This is a genomic window from Arthrobacter sp. Soil736, assembly GCF_001428005.1.
Lineage (GTDB): Bacteria > Actinomycetota > Actinomycetes > Actinomycetales > Micrococcaceae > Arthrobacter.
Genome location: NZ_LMSB01000007.1, coordinates 113,285 through 131,812, shown reverse-complemented (window position 1 = coordinate 131,812; position 18,528 = coordinate 113,285). Strand labels below are relative to the sequence as shown.

Sequence of the window (18,528 nt, the reverse complement as noted above, 5' to 3'; positions counted from 1 at the left end):
CCCCACCCCGCGAAAGGACCCCGCATGCCGCAGTGCTGCATCAACCCGAGCATCCTCTCCGCCGACTTCGTGAACCTTGAAGCCGAGCTGAAGAGAATCAGCAACGCTGATTCGGTGCACGTGGACGTGATGGACAACCAGTTTGTCCCCAACCTGACCATCGGGCTCCCGGTGGTGCAGCGGATCCAGGCCGTCAGCCCGGTTCCCCTGGATGTGCACCTCATGATCGCCGATGCGGACCGCTGGGCCCCGGGCTACGCGGATGCCGGAGTGGCTTCCGTGACGTTCCATGCGGAGGCCTCGATCGCCCCGGTCAAGCTGGCGAGGGAACTGCGGGGACGGGGGTCGAAGGCCGGGATGGCCCTGCGTCCCGCCACGCCCGTGGAGCCGTTCCTGGACATGCTCCCTGAGCTGGACATGCTGCTGATCATGACGGTGGAGCCCGGCTTCGGCGGACAGGCGTTCCTGGACCTCACGCTGCCGAAGATCCGCCGGGCGCGCGCCGCCATCGAGGGGTCCGGAGTCAATGTTGCCCTCCAGGTGGACGGCGGCATCACGGAGGAAACCATCCTGCGTGCCGCAGAGGCCGGCGCGAATGTGTTCGTCGCCGGATCGGCCGTTTACGGTGCAGCGGACCCGTCCGAGGCAATTGACCGCCTGCGCAAGGCCGGAACCGTCTAACCGGGAACTCTCCCGACGGGGAACCTCGGCTCGCTAGCCATATCCGTGCGGGCCGAGGTTACGGATTCTGTGACAGTTCATGGACGGGAATAACCGGACCATCCGCAAGGTTGTGCCACAATAGCAACACACATTACGTGCTCCGGGGTCGGTGTAAGTCCGAACCGGCGGTGACAGTCCGCGACCCGCGAGCCGGCGTTTTCCCAGGAAAGCCCGGCGGACGGTTGAACCGGTGAAATTCCGGTACCGACAGTTAAAGTCTGGATGAGAGAAGCGCGTACAGCTGTATTTTGTGACGTCCCACGGACGTCGCAGCATTTCGCTGTCGTATACCCCCGGAGCCATAGAGGCTCTAGAGGGAAGGAACGACACACTCGCATGGACACTCGTACCGTGTCGCCGGATCTGGCGGTTTCATAGTGGGCAGCCAGCCGATCCACGTCTTCAGCGCCGCCGAAACCGCCGCGATGGACGAAGCCTTGGACGCCGCCCTGCAGGGGCCGCGCGGTGCCAATCCCTTGGTGGGGGCCGTCGTCGTCGGTCCTGACGGCAGGCATCTGGTGACGGGCTACCACCGGGGAGCGGGCACCGCCCACGCCGAAGCCGATGCGATTGCGACGGCGATCAGCACCGGCGTGGATCTTCGCGGGGCAACCATGGTGGTCACGCTCGAACCCTGCAACCACGTTGGCCGCACGGGACCCTGCGCGCAGGCGATCATCGACGCCGGAATAACCAGCGTCGTCTACGCCGTCGATGACCCCCACGATCCCGCAGCCGGCGGGGCTGCCACCCTCCGCAACGCCGGCGTCAGTGTGCGCAGCGGACTGGCAGCCGAGCGTGCATTCGAACTGAACCGCCGCTGGTTCCAGGCCGTCGAGGCGAAGCGCCCCTTCGTCACGCTGCACATTGCCCAGACCCTGGACAGCCGCATAGCTGCCGAGGACGGAACGAGCCAGTGGATTTCCTGCCCGGAATCGCTGGCCGACAACCACGCCACCCGGCGCCGGATCGACGCCATCCTCGTCGGCACGCAGACAGTCCTGGTGGACGACCCGCGGCTCACGGCGAGGGACGCCAACGGCGATGCCTCGGGCGAACAGCCGCTGCGGGCCGTCATGGGGCTTCGCGACGTTCCGGCGGACGCCGCGGTGCGCGGTGACGACGGCAAGGTCCTGCACCTGCCCACGCGGGATCCCCATGAAGCCTTGGCCCAGCTGTTTGCGGCAGGCGCGCGGCACGTCATGGTGGAGGGCGGATCCAGGATCTTGAGCGCCTTCCTCGGCGAAGGACTCGTGGACGAACTCATCGTCTATCTGGCGCCCACGCTGCTTGGTTCCGGGACGCCCGCCCTCAACGGACTGGGCATCGGAACGCTTGCCGGGGCCCAGCGCTGGGAGTGGGATGCCGCCTCCGGCGGCGCGGTCCAGCTGCTGGGCAGGGACCTGCGGCTGCACCTGCTGCCGGAAACGGCGACCGGACCCCATGAAACAACGCAGCCGCCGTCGGCGGCCCAGTCAACCTCAACCGATTCACTACCGGCCCGCGCAACAGCGGGCACAGCCATGGGAGGCTACTGATGTTCACCGGAATTATTGCCGAACAGGGGAAGGTCCTGTCCGTGGACCGGAACGGCGACACGAGCGCAACGTTGCGCCTGCACGCCCCCGGAACCGCTGACGGGCTGCCGCTGGGCGGATCCATCGCCGTCAACGGCGTGTGCCTCACGGCCACGGCCATCGACGGCAAGGATTTCAGCGTGGATGTCATGGGGGAGACCCTCGTCCGCAGCACCATCGGTGAACTTTCCGCGGGTGACGCCGTCAATCTGGAGCGCTGTGTCCCGGCAGGCGGCCGCCTCGACGGACACGTGGTGCAGGGGCACGTGGACGGGGTCGGCGAACTCCTCGAGCGCGAACCCCAGGGAAACTGGGAGCGGCTGCGGTTCGGTGTGCCGCTGCGGCTCGCACGCTACATCGCGGAAAAGGGGTCAATCGCCATTGACGGCGTTTCCCTCACCGTCACCGCCGTCAGCCCCGCTGCCGAAACTGCCCCCTGGTTCGAAGTTGGCCTCATTCCCACCACCCTCGCCGATACCGGCCTGGGCGCAAAGGCTGCCGGCAGCAGGGTGAACCTGGAGGTTGACGTGCTCGCAAAGTACACCGAACGCCTGCTGGCATTCAGCGGGCGCGGCGCCGAAGTTGCGGAGGACCAGCAGTGAGCGCGGCGGCAAGGCTTGACCCGGCCGTATCGGGCACCCTGACCCTTGATCCGATCGAGGACGCAGTCCGGGCGATGGCGGCAGGGCGGCCCGTGCTGGTAGTGGACAATGAGGACCGCGAAAACGAGGGGGACATCATCTTCGCGGCGCAGCATGCCACTCCGGCCCTGATGGGATGGACCATCCGTTACAGCTCTGGCGTCATCTGCGTTCCGCTGGACGGTCCGCGCGCCGACGCCCTGGCACTGCCTCCCATGGTGCAGGTCAACGAGGACGCCAAGGGCACCGCCTACACCGTCTCGTGCGACGCCGCCACGGGAGTAAGCACCGGCATCTCGGCAACGGACCGGGCGCTGACTGCCCGGATCATCGCCGATCCGGCCAGCGGCCCGGACAACCTGACGCGCCCCGGGCATATTTTTCCGCTGCGGGCCGTTAAGGGGGGAGTGCGTGAACGCCCCGGCCACACCGAGGCGGCCGTGGAACTATGCCGGCTTGCCGGACTGGAACCGGTGGGCGTGATCGCCGAGGTTGTGTACGACGACGGCGAAATGATGCGGCTGGATGGCCTGCGGGTTTTCGCCGCCGAGCACGGTTGCCCCTTGATTTCGATTGAGGACCTCGTGGCCTACCTGGAGGCTAACGACCGTGTATCTTCACAGGAGAGCAGTCCGGAAGCGAGTCCGGCCGGAGAAGGAGCAAGACGATGACGGCATCTCAAGCAACGGAGGCCAGCAGCAACGGGCGGACACCGCATCCCGTGAGTGCCGGCCCCGTGGTCCAGCTGCCCGGTGCGTTCGGGAACTTCGTGACGCAGGCATGGACCGATCTGGTTACGGGCGCAGAGCACCTCGCGGTCAGCTCACCCAACCCTCCCAAGGACGGCAAGGCACCCCTGGTGCGTCTGCATTCGGAATGCCTGACCGGGGACGTCTTCGGCTCCTACCGTTGCGATTGCGGCGAGCAGCTTGCGTACGCCCTTGAGCTGATCGAAGAGAACGGCGGAACCCTCCTGTACCTCCGCGGCCAGGAAGGCCGCGGAATCGGCCTGGCCAACAAGATCAAGGCCTACGCCCTGCAGGAGGCCGGCTTCGACACCGTCGAGGCTAACGAACAGCTGGGACTGCCGGTTGACGCGCGGTGCTACAACGCCGCTGCGCAGATCCTGGCCGAGATGGGCATGCATGAGATCCGGCTGCTGAGCAACAATCCGGACAAACAGAACCGCCTTGCCAAGGCCGGCGTGACGGTGGTGGAGATGGTCCCCACTGAAGTGCCCTCCCGGGAACAGAACATCCGGTACCTGCAGACCAAGAAGGACCGCATGGACCACCTGCTCACCCTGGACGCCCAGACCGCAGGAGTGCCCGGCAGCGGCACAAACACTTTTGAACACGAACAAGACTGAACGGATCAGGATCACTTTATGAGCGGACACGGCGCACCCCAGATCGACCTCACCACCCTCAACCCTGCGGAGACGTCGCAGCTGAAGCTGGCCATTGTTGCCGCCAGCTGGCACACCCAGATCATGGACGGGCTCCTGGACGGAGCCCTCCGGGCCGCCAAGGACGCGGGCATCAACGAGCCCACTGTCGTCCGCGTGCCGGGCAGCTTCGAGCTTCCCGTGGCCGCCGCGCGGCTGGCACCGCACTTCGACGCCGTCGTTGCCCTCGGCGTCGTCATCCGCGGCGGAACGCCGCACTTTGACTACGTCTGCCAGGCCGCGACGTCGGGACTCACCGACGTCAGCGTCAACACCGGCGTCCCGGTCGGGTTTGGCGTACTGACGTGCGACACCGAACAGCAGGGCCTGGACCGGGCCGGACTGCCGGGCTCATCCGAAGACAAGGGGCACGAGGCAGCCACCGCCGCGCTGACCACCGCACTGCTGCTCAAGCAGTACTGATACGCCCGGCGGGGATGGAGGCGGACACGCGCACCGTGTGTATTCGCTCACATCCCCGCCGTCATGCAAGCGCCCGACAGGCGGCGTCCGGCCCGGAGCAAGTAGGCTGGAGGGCGTGAAGAATTTCGAGACGCTGTTCGCAGAGCTCAGTGAGAAGGCAGCCACCCGTCCGGAGGGCTCCCGCACCGTTGCCGAGTTGGAGTCCGGAATCCACGGCATCGGCAAGAAAGTCGTGGAGGAAGCAGCCGAAGTCTGGATGGCTGCGGAGTACGAATCCGACGACGCCGCCGCCGAAGAGATCTCGCAGCTCCTGTACCACCTGCAGGTTCTGATGCTTGCAAAAGGACTCAGCCTGGAAGACGTCTACAAGCATCTGTAGCCGCGTCCGCGTGGCCCGTTTGCTGATCCAAGACTTCCAACCCCAGAAAGACCTCCAATGCTGCGTGTAGCCGTACCCAATAAGGGATCCCTGTCCGAAGCCGCCTCCGCCATGCTCTCCGAGGCCGGTTACCGCCAGCGCCGTGACAGCCGCGAGCTGGTCATGGTGGACCCGGACAATGACATTGAATTCTTCTTCCTCCGCCCCCGCGACATCGCCGTGTACGTGGGGCAGGGAACGCTCGACGTCGGCATCACCGGCCGCGATCTCCTCCTGGACGCGCAGGTTGAAGCGGAGGAACTGCTTCCGCTCGGCTTTGCCGCCTCCACCTTCCGTTTCGCCGGCCCGATCGGCGATTTCTCCAGTGTGGAGGAACTCGAGGGCAAGCGCCTCGCCACCAGCTACGACGGCCTCCTGCGCGACTACCTGGCGGACCGCGGCATCAAGGCCAGGGTGGTCCGCCTGGACGGAGCCGTGGAGTCCTCCGTCCGGCTCGGCGTCGCTGACGCGATTGCCGACGTCGTCGAAACCGGCAACACGCTCAAGGCCGCCGGCATGGAGATCTTCGGCGAGCCCATCCTCAAGTCCGAGGCCGTCCTCATCCGCCGTACCGGCGAGGGTGGCGCCGCGAACGGCACGGCGAAGGAAATCGAAGTCCTGATCCGCCGCCTCCAGGGTGTCCTCGTGGCGCGCCAGTACGTGCTGATGGACTACGACATCCGCAAGGAACTTGTCGAACAGGCTGCCGCACTTACCCCCGGACTCGAGTCGCCCACGGTTTCGCCGCTGCGCGATTCGGAATGGGTTGCCGTCCGGTCCATGGTGCCCAAGAAGGAAACCAACCGGATCATGGATGAGCTGTACGACCTCGGCGCCCGCGCGATCCTGGTCAGCAGCATCCACGCCTGCCGGATCTGACCCGCTTCCTCCCACGCCGCCCCGCCGGCAGTCCAAAAGCACACCTCTGCAGTACAACAGGAGAAGTCATGGCTGTAGCCGTCCGCGTCATCCCGTGCCTGGACGTTGATGCCGGCCGCGTGGTCAAGGGCATCAACTTCGAAGGGCTCCGCGATGCCGGAGACCCCGTGGAGCTGGCGCACCGTTACGACAACGCCGGCGCGGACGAACTGACCTTCCTAGACGTGACCGCATCGTCGGGGAACCGGGAAACCACGTTCGACGTCGTCCGGCGCACCGCTGAGGAAGTGTTCATTCCGCTGACCGTCGGCGGCGGCGTCCGCGGCGTGGCCGAGGTGGACAAGCTGCTCCGCTTTGGCGCGGACAAGGCCTCCATCAACACGGCAGCCGTGGCCCGGCCGGATGTCATCGACGAGATCACCCGCCATTTCGGTTCCCAGGTGCTGGTGCTGTCCGTGGACGCCCGCCGCACGCGCCCCGGTTCCCAGCCCACGCCGTCGGGCTTTGAGGTCACCACGCACGGCGGCCGCCAGGGCACCGGAATCGACGCCGTCGCCTGGGCGAAGGAAGCTGCCGACCGCGGCGTCGGGGAAATCCTGCTCAACTCGATTGACGCCGACGGCACCAAGGACGGATTCGACCTCGAGCTCATCCGGCTGGTCCGGGCCGCAGTCAAGGTTCCGATCATCGCCTCCGGCGGTGCCGGCGAGCCTGCGCACTTCGCGCCCGCAGTGCAGGCCGGTGCGGACGCCGTGCTGGCCGCGTCGATTTTCCACTGGGGCCCGGACGACATGATGTCGCAGGTCAAGGCCGCAATCCGAGAGGCCGGGTTCGAAGTCCGCTGACTCGTTCCATCCCAACTGACTCGCACTTGTGGTCGTTTAGAGCGTTCAAAACGACAACAAATGCGAGCCAGTTGGGCTTAGAGGCGGATTAGAGGCCCACTTCGGCGGACTGAAGGAGCGCGACGGCGTCCGGCTGGCCTTCGAAGGTGACCAGGGCATGGCGGGTGCGGCCGTGGGCGTGCATGAGCAGCTCGCCGGGCTCGCCGACGATGGCAACGGACACGGGCGCGCGTTTAGCGACGTGACGCGGGCCCGAGGGGCGGACCAGGACGATGCCGAGGTCGACGCCCCGGTACAGGATGGCTGCGCGCTTGATCAGTTCGTCCCACAGCGCAGCGGAGTATTCTTCGTCGAGGGCGCGCGGTGCCCAGCGGTCGACGGCGCGCCGGACGTCCTCCGTGTGGACGAAGTATTCAATGAGGTTGGAGGTCTCATCCAGCGCCTTGATCTTCATCGGCGACAGGACGGGCGGACCCGAGCGGAAGGTGTTCACCAGCTCCGTGTACTCATCGGCGGTCTTGATCTTCGCGGCCAGCTTGGCGGTGGCTTTGTCGGACGCCCTGGACAGGCTCTTGATGATCAGCCCCAGCCCGACGGCCGCCTTACGCTCGCGGAGGTACAGGTGGGCTGCCAGGTCCTTGGTCTTCCAGCCCCTGCAGAGCGTGGGGGAGTCAGGACCGGCCGCCAACAGGGTTTCGGCCAGGACTTCTCGGGACGGATCGACGAAATGCATCACTTGTGAAACTAGCACGTCGCCGGGGGACTTGCGCAGTGTGTCCACGCGTGAATTTGTTGGGTTCTTCATACTGGTCCGTGAGTGGTGCAGGGGCATGCGGCGTGCGGGGGAAACGAGAGCCGGAGAGCAGTCCGACGGGCGCCGACGTTGGGCCGACGTTGGGCCGCCGTGGCGGCGGCCCAACGCCTGTCAGGCCGAGACGCTCAGGGCGGCGTCGGCGTCTTTGAGAACCTTGGCGGCAACCTCCAGGCCCTCGATGCGGCCGAGTTCGACGTCTTCGTGCTCGATGTTGACGAGCATGTTCGGATCGACTTCGCGAAGGGCACGGAGGAACTCGGTCCAGTACGCGACGTCATGGCCCTTGCCGAGGGCGACGAAGTCCCATGCCGCGTTCTTGGGCCATTCGTTGGCCCACTCGTCGCCGCCGAGGTTGGTGCGGTTCTCCTCCGGCGAGAGCCGGCGGAAGCTGTTGTCGAGGACGCCGTAGAGAGCGGCGTTCCCGGTGTTGACGCGGACGTCCTTCGCGGCGGCCTGGAAGACCAGCGGACCGAGTTCACGGACCACGGCGACCGGGTCCATCTGCTGCCAGAACAGGTGCGAGGCGTCCAGCTCGACACCCACATGGGTCGCCCCGGTGAGCTCGATGAGCTTGTGGACATCGGCCGTATTGAACACGATGTTCTGCGGGTGAAGTTCGAGGGCCACCTTAACGCCGTGGTCGGCGGCGAGGCGGTCAGTCTCCTTCCAGAAGTCGGCGGCGATGCCCCACTGGTAGTCGAGCACGTCCAGTGCGGCCGAGTTCCAGGCGTTGACGATCCAGTTCGGCACGGTGGCTCCGGGTTCCCCGCCGGGCAGGCCGGACATGGTGACCACACGGTCCTGTCCCAGCCGGTGCGCCAGCCGGATGGAGCGGCGGATGTCCTCGGCATGTTTCTCGCCGATCTCACGCTTCGGGTGCAGCGGGTTGCCGTTGCAGTTCAGGCCTGCAATCGAAACGCCGGTCCCCTCGAAGATCGCCAGGTAGTCGTCGCGGGCGGCGTCGCTTTCGAGGATCTGGTCCATGTTGGGGACGTGGACGGCCGGCAGGAAGCCGCCTGTGTTGATTTCGATGCCGGTCAGCCCGAGGTCCGCGATGACCTTGAGGGCCTCGGGAAGCGGCCGGTCGTGCAGGATTGCGTTGTAGACGCCGAGTTTCATAGCGTGATGTTCTTTCCGTTATTGAGCGCGGATTCCGTGACGGCGCCGAGCAGTTCCATGTTGCGCACGCCCTCGTCGAACGTGGCGCAGCGGGGCAGGGATTCTTCTTCACTGAGGCCGGCAACCTCTTCGAGGAACGCGCGGGCCTGGTAGCCGAACGCGTCGTTCTGGCCGAAGCCGACTTCGGGGGCGTCCATGGCGAGGCCGCCCGCGATGTAGGGGTGGCCCGGGCCGAGGATCACCTGGCGGTAGCCGTTCTCGTTGCCGGATCCATCGTTGAGGAAGAGCTGGATTTCGGCGGGACGGCGCTGGTCGAACTTGGCAGCACCGTTCTCGCAGAACACTTCGAAGTTAAGGCTGTTGGCGTGGCCGGCGGCGACACGGGAAACTTCAAAGCTGCCGGCACCGTTTTCGAACTCTGCGTTGAATGCTGCGTAGTCGTCGTTCTCTACAGCCTCGAAGGTGTCGCTGACAGCTGCGTGGTCATGGCCCATGACGGCGCCGAGCGGGAGCGGGCGCTTGCCGATCACAGTGCTCAGGCGTCCGCCGCTGATGGACTTGATGTCGCCGCAGAGGAACTCGGAAACGTAGGCCAGGTGGCTTCCGACGTCGGCAAGTGCACCGGAGCCGGGCCCGCCCTTGTAGCGCCAGCTCATGGGTGCGGACGGGCTGAAGCCGTAGTCGGTCCAGTAACGGCCGCTGAAGTGTAGCACCTTGCCGAGGACGCCGGTGCGGATGAGGTCCCGGATGTAGGCGATGCCGGGGGTGCGGCGGAAGGTGAAGCCAATCCGGGCGATGCTGGAGGCGTTACGGGCCGCATCGGCCATGGCGCGAGCGTCTTCCAGTGAGTCGCTCAGCGGCTTTTCGCACAGCACGTGCTTGCCGGCGGCGAGCAGTCCTTCCACCACTTCGCGGTGGAGGGAGTTGGCGATGACCACGCTGACGACGTCGATGTCATCGGCTTCGGCGATTGCCTGCCATGACGTGTCGTTGCGCTCGTAGCCAAAGCGGCGGGCAGCCAGCGAGCCGAATTCGGCGTTGACGTCGCCGATCGAGACCAGCCGGATGGGCGGAAGAACGGGGTTGTACAGTGCGGACGCGGTGCGGAAGGCTGCGGCATGGGCCTTGCCGGCCATGCCCGCCCCTATGACGGCAACGCCGATATCTTTGGGCATTTGGTTTTCTCCTTCGAAACTCAGCCGAGGTTGCGCGGCTTAGCCGCTATCAAGATGGGATAAAAATGGAGCGCTCCAGAAACACGATAGAGCTGGAACTTTGTCCTGTCAATATCTCAAAACTAGGCAAGGCTGAGTCACAATGGAGGGGTGACGCAAGAAATCGGCAGACGCCCGAACATCTATGACGTAGCCTCCGCGGCCGGCGTTTCAAAGTCCCTGGTCTCGCTGGTGTTGCGGGGTGCGCCGGGCGTGTCCCCGGCGCGCCGCGCCGCCGTCGAGGAAGCCATTGAACGGCTGAACTATCGTCCCAGCCGCGCTGCCGCGACGCTGGCCGGCAACAGGTCCCGCACCATTGGCGTGGTCCTGGATGATTACCGGAACCTCTGGTTCGTTGACTTGCTGGCCGGACTGCACGATCAGCTGGCGCCCCTGGGGTTCCGGGTGGCGGTCGCTGACCCTTCGTTCAATGCGCACCTTGACCGGACACCCGTGGACGGCCTCATGTCGCTGCGTGTGGATGGCATCGTGATCGCAACCGAGCCAACAGAGGAGATGTTCGCCGCCGTGGACGTGCCGGTGGTGGTCGCCGGAAACCGTGACATGGCCGTTCCGGGCGCCGACGTAGTGGCCAACGACGACATGATGGGTGGACGTCTTGCCACCGAACACCTGATCGGACTGGGCCATCGGGAAATCGGGCATGTTTCCGGCGGCGGCGGCGCAGCACGCCTGCGTGCCCAGGGGTACGACACCGCCATGCGGGAACGCGGGCTGCGGCCACACATCGCCCGGGGCCAGGGGCTCACCACGGAATCTGACGGTTACCAGGCTGCATTGAAGCTGCTGGATGAAAGCCCCTCACTCACCGCGATCTTTGCAGCCAACGACACCATGGCCCTAGGCGCGGCCGGCGCCGCCCGCGACAGGGGCCGGCGCATCCCGGAGGAGCTGTCGCTCATCGGTTACGACAATTCGCCCCTGGCATCTGCCAACCTGCTGCGGCTCACGACAATTGACGGCCGGAACGCGGAGGTTGGCGCCGGGGCCGCGAAGGCCCTGCTGAATCGCATGGAGGACCGTGCGGTGCAGATTGGAACCATGCTGGTGGAGCCGGAACTGGTGATCAGGGCCTCCACGGCTGCCCTGTAGGAGCACGCGGGTTCAAGAGAAATCCTTCAAGGAGGCAGTGAGTAGCCGGCCCGGGTCGCCCAGTCGGCGGTGGATGCCGTTGGATGCCACCAACGCCCCGCCGATGACGACGGCGGTGACGTCGCTGGCGGTGGCGCTGAACGGGAGCTGCTGCGCTACGGACCCCGCGGTGCGGGCCGAATCAGAAGCCACGGCCATCAGGTCGCAGACCGCACCGATGTGCAAAGCCTCCTGCGCGACAGGAGTGGCCATGGAGCCTGCGGCCCCGGACGTGGCGGCATGCAGGAGCTCCTGGGGGGAGAACCGCCCCCGCTCACCCGAGCCCAGACGTTGTCCGTGTTCCAGGGCGCGCATTTCAACCCACGGATCGATGATGGCGTGTTGGTCCGTGCCCAGCGCGATGGTTGCCCCGGCATCGGACATGGCGCGGGCCGGGCCGATCCCGTCGGCCAGATCGGCCTCGGTGGTCGGACACATCACGACGGTGGCGCCTGCCGCGCCCAGCAGTTCGATGTCGTTCTGCGTCATGTGCGTGGCGTGGACAGCGGAGAGCCGATGGGACAACAATCCGTGCCTGGCCAGCAGGCCGGTCGGGGTCACCCCATACGCCTCAATGCAGGCCTGGTTTTCAGCCGGTTGCTCGCTCAGATGGATATGAAGCGGCATATCGGCCGGCAACTGTTCGGCGACGATTTTCAGGTCCGGGTCCGGGACACCGCGGACGGAATGCAGGGCGGCCCCCACGCTCACCATATCCGGGGCAAAGTCCTGCGCTATTTTCGCCCGGAGCGAGCCGAGCCTGTCCAGCCAGGCCTGGACGCCGGCATCGCCGAACCGCGACTGTTCGGGACTCAGCGGCGTGCCGATCCCTCCCGCCAGATACAACGTGTCCAGAAGGGTCAGGCGGATTCCGGCCGCCACTGCCGCCCGGGCCAGGGCCAGTTCCATGGCATGCGGTTCCACGTAGGGAGTCCCGCCCGGCTGGTGGTGCACATAGTGGAACTCGGCCACGCTGCTAAAGCCAGCGACCACCATTTCCGCGAACACAGCACTGGCCAGTTGTTCGTATGTTTTCGGCGTCAGCTCCCCGGCACTCTTGTACATCTGCTCGCGCCACACCCAGAAGTCGCCGCGTCCGTCATGCGTCCGTCCGCGCAGAATCCTGTGGAAGGCGTGGGAATGGGCATTGGCCGCGGCCGGAAAAACGACGCCCTTCAGCACCTGGTCGCCAGGTTGCGGCTCCGCACCGGAACTGATCGCCGCGATGCGGCCGTCCCGTACTTCCAGCCGCACCCCGGCGAGCACAACAGGACCGCCGTCGCCGGTTCCGCCGTCGCCCGCCACAACAGCCGACTCGCACCAGAACCCGCTCACAGCAGGCCCTCCAGGACATCGGCCAGGGCGCCGGCGCCGGCATTGGCGTCCTCATCGGCAACATACTCTTCAGGCGAGTGCGATATGCCGCTGGGATTGCGGACGAAAAGCATCGCGGACGGCACATAGGCGGAGAGCACCCCGGCGTCGTGGCCGGCACCGGTAGCCAGCACCGGGGCGCCGGGCAGGATCCGGCTGATTCTTTGGGTAAGGCCGGGATCGAAATGGACAGTGCCGCTGTACGACTCCTCCGTGAGGGAAACGGAGCATCCTTCGCCCGCCGCGATCTGCCGGGCGGCGCCGTAGATCGATTCGATCAGCCGGGCGGTCACGGCATCGTCGGGATGGCGGGCGTCCAGCCACATGTCCACGCGGGAGGCAATGACGTTGGTGCCGCCGGGCACCGGCAGCAGGCGCCCCACCGTGGCACGCGCATCCGGCTGCGCTGCGGCGGCGTCGCGTACGGCGACGATGATCTGTGCCGCCGCGACCATGGGATCCGCACGGTCAGCCATCAGGGTGGTCCCGGCGTGGTTGCCCTGGCCGCTGACACTCAGCTTCCAGCGGCCATGCCCCAGGATGGAACTTCCGACGGCGATGGCGGGGCCGCCCGTGCCCAGGCCCTTGCCCTGCTCCACGTGCAGTTCAACAAAGTCTCCGATCCGGGCCAGGGCCTGGGGATCCGGACCGACATACCTGGGGTCGAGGCCGTTCAACCGTGCGACGTCCGCAAACGTGTTGCCGTCGCCGTCGCGCAGGTTCCGCGCTTTGTCGACGTCGATGGCTCCGGTGAGAAGGCGGGAACCGAGGCACGCCACACCGAAGCGGGAGCCCTCCTCTTCCGGGAACACCGTGATGGCCAGGGACCGGCTCGGCACTTTTCCGCGGGCCCGAAGGATGTCGACGGCGGCGAGTGCCGATGCGACGCCGAGCGGGCCGTCAAAGGCGCCGCCGCCGGGTACCGAATCGAGATGGCTTCCCGTGACCAGGGCGCCGTCCTGGGGTTTGCCCCACCACGCCCAGATAATGCCGTTGCGGTCGGTCTCGACGGCCAGGCCACGCTGGAGCGCCTGTTCGATGAACCACGCCCTCAGGTCGAGTTCCGCCGTCGAATAGACAGCGCGGGAATAGCCTCCGCGGACCGCATCACGGCCCACATCCTTGATCGAATCAAGGAGCTGAGTGACGGTTTCCAAATGAACCTCCGATTGGTATGAACTGCCACCAAGTAAAAACCACTTTCCACTGCATGACAAGGCTCTGAGGCGGAGGTCCGGACAGTTAACAAGGCTGAAACCTGGCCGAAACGGGAGCGTTGCACACGGCGCCGATCAACCCCGGCTTGATGAAGAACCTGTGAAATATGGAGGGCACCTATTGCCATCGGGTGAAAGTTGGTTTTTACTTAGTGGCAAGACAAAGTGATTCGGACCACTTGAAAGCGGGTCATAAAGTGGCTGCAGATTCTTCAACACGGACGGTGGAGCGGGCGTTGGCGCTGCTCAGTGCAGTGTGTACTGACGGCTCCCTCACCCTGAGCGACGCCGCCCGCGTCGTGGACCTGTCAGCGAGCACGGCCCTCCGCCTCCTGCGCACTTTGGAAGGCAGCGGTTTCGTTTCACGGGATCCGGGCGGGAACTTCCGCCCCGGCGCAAGCGTCATCCAGCTGGGAGCCCTGGCGTTGGGCCAGGAGTCACTGGTTTCGCTCTGCACCCCGCACATGAAACGGCTGGTGGCCAAGACAGGCGAGTCCTGCTATCTCAGCATTCCCGGTCCTGGGGACACCGGAATCTACATAGCAATTGTCGAAGGTACCCGCTCCGTCCGGCATACCAGCTGGGTCGGCAGGAGCATCCCGCTGGAAGGGTCCGCCGCCGGGCAGGTCCTGACAGGCGGCCAGCCAGACCGCGGCTTCGCGATTGTGCGAAGCGGCGTTGAAGACGACATCACAGCCGTCGCCGCACCGATCGTGATTGGTGGCCGCACCGTGGCCGCCCTGAGCATCGTGGTACCCAGCTACCGGCTGGACGAGGCGAAGGCCAAAAACATTGGCGAGGAGCTTGTGAGGGTGGCCGACAACATCCTCACCGAGCCCTCCGAAGACCATGAACTGCCCCAGGAAAGCATGGAAGAGAAATGATCAAGTTTGAAAATGTCACCAAGGCCTATCCGGACGGCACGGTTGCCGTCGACGGGCTGAACCTTGAAGCGCCCACCGGGAAGCTGACCATTCTGGTCGGACCGTCGGGCTGCGGCAAGACCACCTCACTGCGGATGATCAACCGCCTCATTGAACCCACCAGCGGCACTATCTACCTCGATGACCAGCCCACGTCCGGCATGGACGCGGCACTGCTGCGCCGCCGGATCGGCTACGTCATCCAGCACGCGGGACTCTTCCCGCACCGCACCATCGTGGACAACATCGCTACAATGCCGCTGCTGCTCGGGGAGAACCCCAAGAAAGCCAAGATGCGGGCCCTTGAACTGATGGAACGCGTCGGGCTGCCCGCCAGTTTCGAAAAGCGCTACCCGTGGCAGCTCTCCGGCGGCCAGCAGCAGCGCGTCGGAGTTGCCCGCGCACTCGCCGCCGACCCGGCATTCATGCTCATGGACGAACCGTTCAGTGCTGTTGACCCCGTGGTCCGGGCCCAGCTCCAGGACGAATTCCTCCGGCTTCAAAAGGAGATCGGCAAGACCATCATCATGGTGACCCACGACATCGACGAGGCACTCAAGCTCGGCGACCAGGTAGCCGTGATGCGCGTCGGCGGGCACCTGGCCCAGATGGCCACGCCGTCCGAACTGCTGACCGCGCCCGCCGACGACTTCGTCGCAGACTTCGTCGGCCGCGACCGGGGCTACCGCTCCCTCGGATTCACGGATTCGTCCGGTGCCGTGGACATCCGCGAGGAGGCCTTCGTGCAGCTCGGCGCCCCCGCCGAGGAGGCACGGAGTAAGGCCTCCGGTGCCTGGGTGCTGGTGGTTGACAGCAACCGGAAACCGCTGGGCTGGGCACAGCCCGAGCGAATCGCCGTCGAAGTCCGCCGCGAAGACCTCAACCTCAGCGGGACGTCCGCGTCATCGGCGGGAACAATGCGCCAGCTGCTGGATGCGGCTCTCTCCTCTCCCAGCCGCCGCGGCGTCGTCGTCAATTCCTCCGGGGAATTGCTGGGAACCGTAACCGCCACGGACGTCATCAAGGCGATCGAGGCGGAACCCCACCTGGAGACGGCGCGATGAACTTTGAATGGCTCGGACGCCAGTTCGACAACATCGTGGTTCTGCTCGGTTGGCACGTCTTCCTTTCCGTCACGCCGCTGATCCTAGGGCTCCTCATTGCCTTGCCGCTGGGCTGGTGGGCACGCCGGCAGCGGGCCGTCTACCCCTTCCTGGTCGGCGTGGCGGGGCTCCTGTATACGGTGCCGTCGCTGGCGCTGTTCGTTCTGCTGCCGCTCGTGCTGGGCAGCAAGATCCTGGACCCGATCAACATTATTGCCGCGCTGACCATCTACACCGTGGCGCTGCTGGTCAGGGTGGTGGCAGATGCCCTCGACTCGGTCCCGGAAGACACGGTCCAGGCGGCGAAAGCCATGGGCTACCGCGCCTACCAGAGCTTTCTCAAGGTGGAACTGCCGGTGAGCGTTCCAGTCATCAGCGCCGGACTCCGAGTGGCGGCAGTCTCCAACGTCAGCCTCGTATCCGTGGCTGCACTTCTGGGCATTCCCCAGCTCGGCTCGCTCTTTACCCAGGGCTTCCAGCTGCGGTTCTTCACGCCGATCATCGCCGGAATCATTCTCTGCGTCATCCTCGCAATGGTTCTTGACGGCATCGTTATCCTGCTCAACCGGTGGCTGACACCGTGGACCCCCAAGGTGGTGGCATCGTAATGAACTACCTGTTTGACCCCGCACACTGGGCCGGCGCCGACGGCATTCCCACGCTCCTTGGCGAACACCTGCTCTACTCGATGATCGCCCTGGGCATAGCCGCAATCCTTGCCATTCCACTCGGCATCTACATCGGAGTGACCGGCAAAGGCGTGTTCATGATCGCCGGCCTGGCCAATGCCCTTCGGGCCCTTCCCAGCGTGGGCCTGCTGATCCTGCTGGTCCTGCTGATCTCGCCCGCATTTCCGTCCAAGATGGGCTACATCCTGCCTAGCCTGATCGTGTTGGTCCTCCTGGCCGTTCCGCCCATCCTGACCAACACCTACGCCGGCGTCAGGGCTGTTGATGCCGCGGCCGTCGACGCCGCCAGGGGTATGGGTTTCCGCACCATGAAGATCCTGACCGATGTCCAGCTTCCATGTTCGCTGCCGTTGATGTTGTCCGGGGTGCGCAGCGCGCTGCTCCAGATCATCTCCACGGCCACCATTGCCGCCTACATTTCCCTGGGCGGCCTGGGACGGCTGCTGATCGACGGCAAAGCACAGAACGACTTCAGCCAGATGGTCGCCGGTGCCGTTCTTGTCGCCTTGCTTGCACTGTTTTTTGATCAGCTGCTGGCCTTCATCACACGGCGGGTTGTTTCACCCGGACTGACCCGCCGCCCCCTCAAGTCCGTAACCTCCCCGTCCGACGCCCCGCTCATCCCGGCCGCCGCCTGACTTTACCGGCCCCCGATCGGTACCGGCACAGCATTCGTGCAGGACCTGGCCACTGCTTGCCCTTAATTAGGAGAATTGAAATGAAAAAGTACCTGACCGGATTGACGGCGGTCGCCGTCGCAGCCCTAACCCTGACCGCCTGCGGCGGCGGAGATCCGCTGAGCAGCTCCAACACCCAGTCCGCAGGAAAGCCGGGATCCGGCATCATCGTCGGTTCCGCAGACTTCCCGGAAAGCCAGCTGATCGCCAAGATCTACGCCGAGGCGCTGAAGGCCAAGAACGTCGAAGTCCAGGAGAAGCCGAGTATCGGCAGCCGTGAAGTCACCATTCCGGCGCTGAAGGACGGCTCGATCGATCTGATGCCCGAATACGGCGGCGCCCTGCTGCAGTATCTCGCACCCAAAACCAAGGCATCTTCCCCGGAGGACGTTGCCAAGGAACTGACAACCAAGCTCCCCGCGGGGCTGGCGCTGCTGGAGGCATCCGGTGCCCAGGACAAAGACGTCCTGACTGTAAAGAAGGACATTGCGGACAAGTACTCCCTGAAGACGATCGGTGACCTGAAGCCGGTCGCCAAGGAGTTGGTGCTGGGCGGCCCGCCGGAGTGGAAGACCCGCGTCAACGGCGTTGCCGGTCTGAGGTCCGTTTACGGCCTTGAGTTCAAGGAGTTCTCAGCGCTCGACGCCGGCGGCCCGCTGACGCTGAACGCCCTGCTTTCAGGCCAGATCCAGGTTGCCGACCTCTTCAGCACCGATCCGGCGCTTACCGCTAACAACCTGGTGGCGTTGGAGGACGACAAGAACCTCTTCCTTTCCGAGAACATTGTCCCCGTGGTCAACGAGAAGAAAGCGACTGACACCGTCAAGGAGGTCCTGAATAAGGTCTCAGCGGCCCTCACCACTGAGGACCTCATCCAGATGAACGGCCGCGCCGCGAAGTTTGAAGACATGGGCGACATCGCCAAGGACTGGCTCAAGTCCAAGAACCTGGCCTAAGCCGCAACCGGACCAAGGAGACAAGATGACTGCCGATTTCACCACCGGTGCCCGCCCGGTCAAAGCAGCCCGCGGCACCGAGCTTAGCGCCAGGTCCTGGCAGACCGAAGCCCCGCTGCGCATGCTCATGAACAACCTGGACCCGGAAGTTGCCGAGCGCCCGGATGACCTGGTGGTCTACGGCGGCACCGGGCGGGCTGTCCGGTCCTGGGCCGCGTTCGACGCGATTACCCGCACGCTGGAGACGATGGAGAAGGACGAGACGCTGCTGGTCCAGTCCGGCAAGCCGGTGGGTGTGTTCCGGACCAACGAGTGGGCGCCGCGGGTGCTGCTGGCG

Annotated in this window: 20 protein-coding genes, 1 pseudogene and 1 riboswitch; of the genes and pseudogenes, 16 read left to right on the top strand and 5 right to left on the bottom strand. The window is 65.5% G+C overall.

Annotation, left to right across the window (positions count from 1 at the left end):
* Positions 1-24 precede the first annotated feature (24 nt).
* The 9 genes from rpe (at position 25) to hisF (ending at position 6,953) form a co-directional block, all read left to right on the top strand.
* Positions 25-681, top strand: a complete 657-nt coding sequence (rpe, locus tag ASG92_RS06160) for a ribulose-phosphate 3-epimerase (RefSeq protein WP_056625938.1) — start codon at positions 25-27, stop codon at positions 679-681.
* 133 nt (positions 682-814) lie between these two features.
* Positions 815-962: riboswitch (FMN riboswitch) on the top strand.
* A 186-nt stretch (positions 963-1,148) separates the two neighbouring features.
* A complete protein-coding gene (gene ribD / locus ASG92_RS06155) occupies positions 1,149-2,261 on the top strand; it encodes a bifunctional diaminohydroxyphosphoribosylaminopyrimidine deaminase/5-amino-6-(5-phosphoribosylamino)uracil reductase RibD (RefSeq protein WP_056626069.1) in 1,113 nt (370 codons plus the stop codon).
* The gene (locus ASG92_RS06150) at positions 2,261-2,902 is read left to right on the top strand and encodes a riboflavin synthase (protein WP_056625935.1); all 642 of its coding nucleotides are present in this window, start codon (positions 2,261-2,263) and stop codon (positions 2,900-2,902) included. Before ribD ends, ASG92_RS06150 begins: the two co-directional genes overlap by 1 nt.
* Positions 2,899-3,612 carry a 3,4-dihydroxy-2-butanone-4-phosphate synthase gene (gene ribB, locus ASG92_RS06145; protein ID WP_056625934.1) on the top strand — a complete coding sequence of 238 codons (714 nt, stop codon included), beginning with the start codon at positions 2,899-2,901 and terminating at the stop codon, positions 3,610-3,612. Before ASG92_RS06150 ends, ribB begins: the two co-directional genes overlap by 4 nt.
* Positions 3,609-4,310, top strand: a complete 702-nt coding sequence (gene ribA / locus ASG92_RS06140) for a GTP cyclohydrolase II (protein ID WP_056625932.1) — start codon at positions 3,609-3,611, stop codon at positions 4,308-4,310. Before ribB ends, ribA begins: the two co-directional genes overlap by 4 nt.
* Positions 4,311-4,328: 18 nt before the next feature.
* Positions 4,329-4,811, top strand: a complete 483-nt coding sequence (gene ribH / locus ASG92_RS06135) for a 6,7-dimethyl-8-ribityllumazine synthase (RefSeq protein ID WP_056625931.1) — start codon at positions 4,329-4,331, stop codon at positions 4,809-4,811.
* A gap of 115 nt (positions 4,812-4,926) precedes the next feature.
* Complete coding sequence (locus tag ASG92_RS06130; RefSeq protein ID WP_056625926.1) at positions 4,927-5,190, top strand: phosphoribosyl-ATP diphosphatase; 264 nt, start codon at positions 4,927-4,929, stop codon at positions 5,188-5,190.
* Between the two features lie 57 nt (positions 5,191-5,247).
* A complete protein-coding gene (gene hisG / locus ASG92_RS06125) occupies positions 5,248-6,108 on the top strand; it encodes an ATP phosphoribosyltransferase (protein WP_056625924.1) in 861 nt (286 codons plus the stop codon).
* Between the two features lie 68 nt (positions 6,109-6,176).
* Positions 6,177-6,953, top strand: coding sequence for an imidazole glycerol phosphate synthase subunit HisF (hisF, locus tag ASG92_RS06120; RefSeq protein WP_056625922.1), 777 nt, complete (start codon positions 6,177-6,179; stop codon positions 6,951-6,953).
* 88 nt (positions 6,954-7,041) lie between these two features.
* Here the strand turns inward: hisF and ASG92_RS06115 are convergent, their stop codons facing one another.
* The 3 genes from ASG92_RS06115 to ASG92_RS06105 form a co-directional block, all read right to left on the bottom strand.
* A complete protein-coding gene (locus ASG92_RS06115; protein WP_056626066.1) occupies positions 7,042-7,686 on the bottom strand; it encodes a TIGR03085 family metal-binding protein in 645 nt (214 codons plus the stop codon).
* A 192-nt stretch (positions 7,687-7,878) separates the two neighbouring features.
* Positions 7,879-8,886 (bottom strand): sugar phosphate isomerase/epimerase, encoded by a 1,008-nt coding sequence (locus tag ASG92_RS06110; RefSeq protein WP_056625919.1) that lies wholly within the window; start codon positions 8,884-8,886, stop codon positions 7,879-7,881.
* A complete protein-coding gene (locus tag ASG92_RS06105) occupies positions 8,883-10,061 on the bottom strand; it encodes a Gfo/Idh/MocA family oxidoreductase (RefSeq protein WP_056625916.1) in 1,179 nt (392 codons plus the stop codon). The genes ASG92_RS06110 and ASG92_RS06105 overlap by 4 nt, the downstream gene beginning before the upstream one ends.
* Before the next feature lie 150 nt (positions 10,062-10,211).
* Here ASG92_RS06105 and ASG92_RS06100 point away from each other — a divergent pair, with 150 nt between their 5' ends.
* On the top strand, positions 10,212-11,213 hold the full coding sequence (locus tag ASG92_RS06100) for a LacI family DNA-binding transcriptional regulator (protein ID WP_056625913.1): 1,002 nt from the start codon (positions 10,212-10,214) through the stop codon (positions 11,211-11,213).
* A 12-nt stretch (positions 11,214-11,225) separates the two neighbouring features.
* Here ASG92_RS06100 and ASG92_RS06095 read toward each other — a convergent pair whose 3' ends face one another.
* Both ASG92_RS06095 and ASG92_RS06090 read right to left on the bottom strand, forming a co-directional pair.
* Positions 11,226-12,587 carry a formimidoylglutamate deiminase gene (locus tag ASG92_RS06095; RefSeq protein WP_082579340.1) on the bottom strand — a complete coding sequence of 454 codons (1,362 nt, stop codon included), beginning with the start codon at positions 12,585-12,587 and terminating at the stop codon, positions 11,226-11,228.
* Positions 12,584-13,783, bottom strand: a complete 1,200-nt coding sequence (locus ASG92_RS06090) for an allantoate amidohydrolase (protein ID WP_056625911.1) — start codon at positions 13,781-13,783, stop codon at positions 12,584-12,586. Before ASG92_RS06090 ends, ASG92_RS06095 begins: the two co-directional genes overlap by 4 nt.
* 212 nt (positions 13,784-13,995) lie before the next feature.
* Between ASG92_RS06090 and ASG92_RS06085 the strand changes: the two genes are divergently transcribed.
* The 6 genes and pseudogenes from ASG92_RS06085 to ASG92_RS29590 all read left to right on the top strand — a co-directional run.
* Positions 13,996-14,727 (top strand): IclR family transcriptional regulator, encoded by a 732-nt coding sequence (locus tag ASG92_RS06085; protein ID WP_056625908.1) that lies wholly within the window; start codon positions 13,996-13,998, stop codon positions 14,725-14,727.
* The gene (locus ASG92_RS06080) at positions 14,724-15,830 is read left to right on the top strand and encodes an ATP-binding cassette domain-containing protein (RefSeq protein ID WP_056625905.1); all 1,107 of its coding nucleotides are present in this window, start codon (positions 14,724-14,726) and stop codon (positions 15,828-15,830) included. The genes ASG92_RS06085 and ASG92_RS06080 overlap by 4 nt, the downstream gene beginning before the upstream one ends.
* Positions 15,827-16,477: an ABC transporter permease gene (locus ASG92_RS06075; protein ID WP_056625902.1), complete on the top strand. Its 651-nt coding sequence runs from the start codon at positions 15,827-15,829 to the stop codon at positions 16,475-16,477. The genes ASG92_RS06080 and ASG92_RS06075 overlap by 4 nt, the downstream gene beginning before the upstream one ends.
* On the top strand, positions 16,477-17,196 hold the full coding sequence (locus tag ASG92_RS06070; protein WP_056625899.1) for an ABC transporter permease subunit: 720 nt from the start codon (positions 16,477-16,479) through the stop codon (positions 17,194-17,196). Before ASG92_RS06075 ends, ASG92_RS06070 begins: the two co-directional genes overlap by 1 nt.
* A gap of 80 nt (positions 17,197-17,276) precedes the next feature.
* A complete protein-coding gene (locus ASG92_RS06065) occupies positions 17,277-18,191 on the top strand; it encodes an ABC transporter substrate-binding protein (RefSeq protein WP_056625896.1) in 915 nt (304 codons plus the stop codon).
* Between the two features lie 25 nt (positions 18,192-18,216).
* Positions 18,217-18,528, top strand: a pseudogene (locus ASG92_RS29590) (urocanate hydratase); the annotation flags it as partial.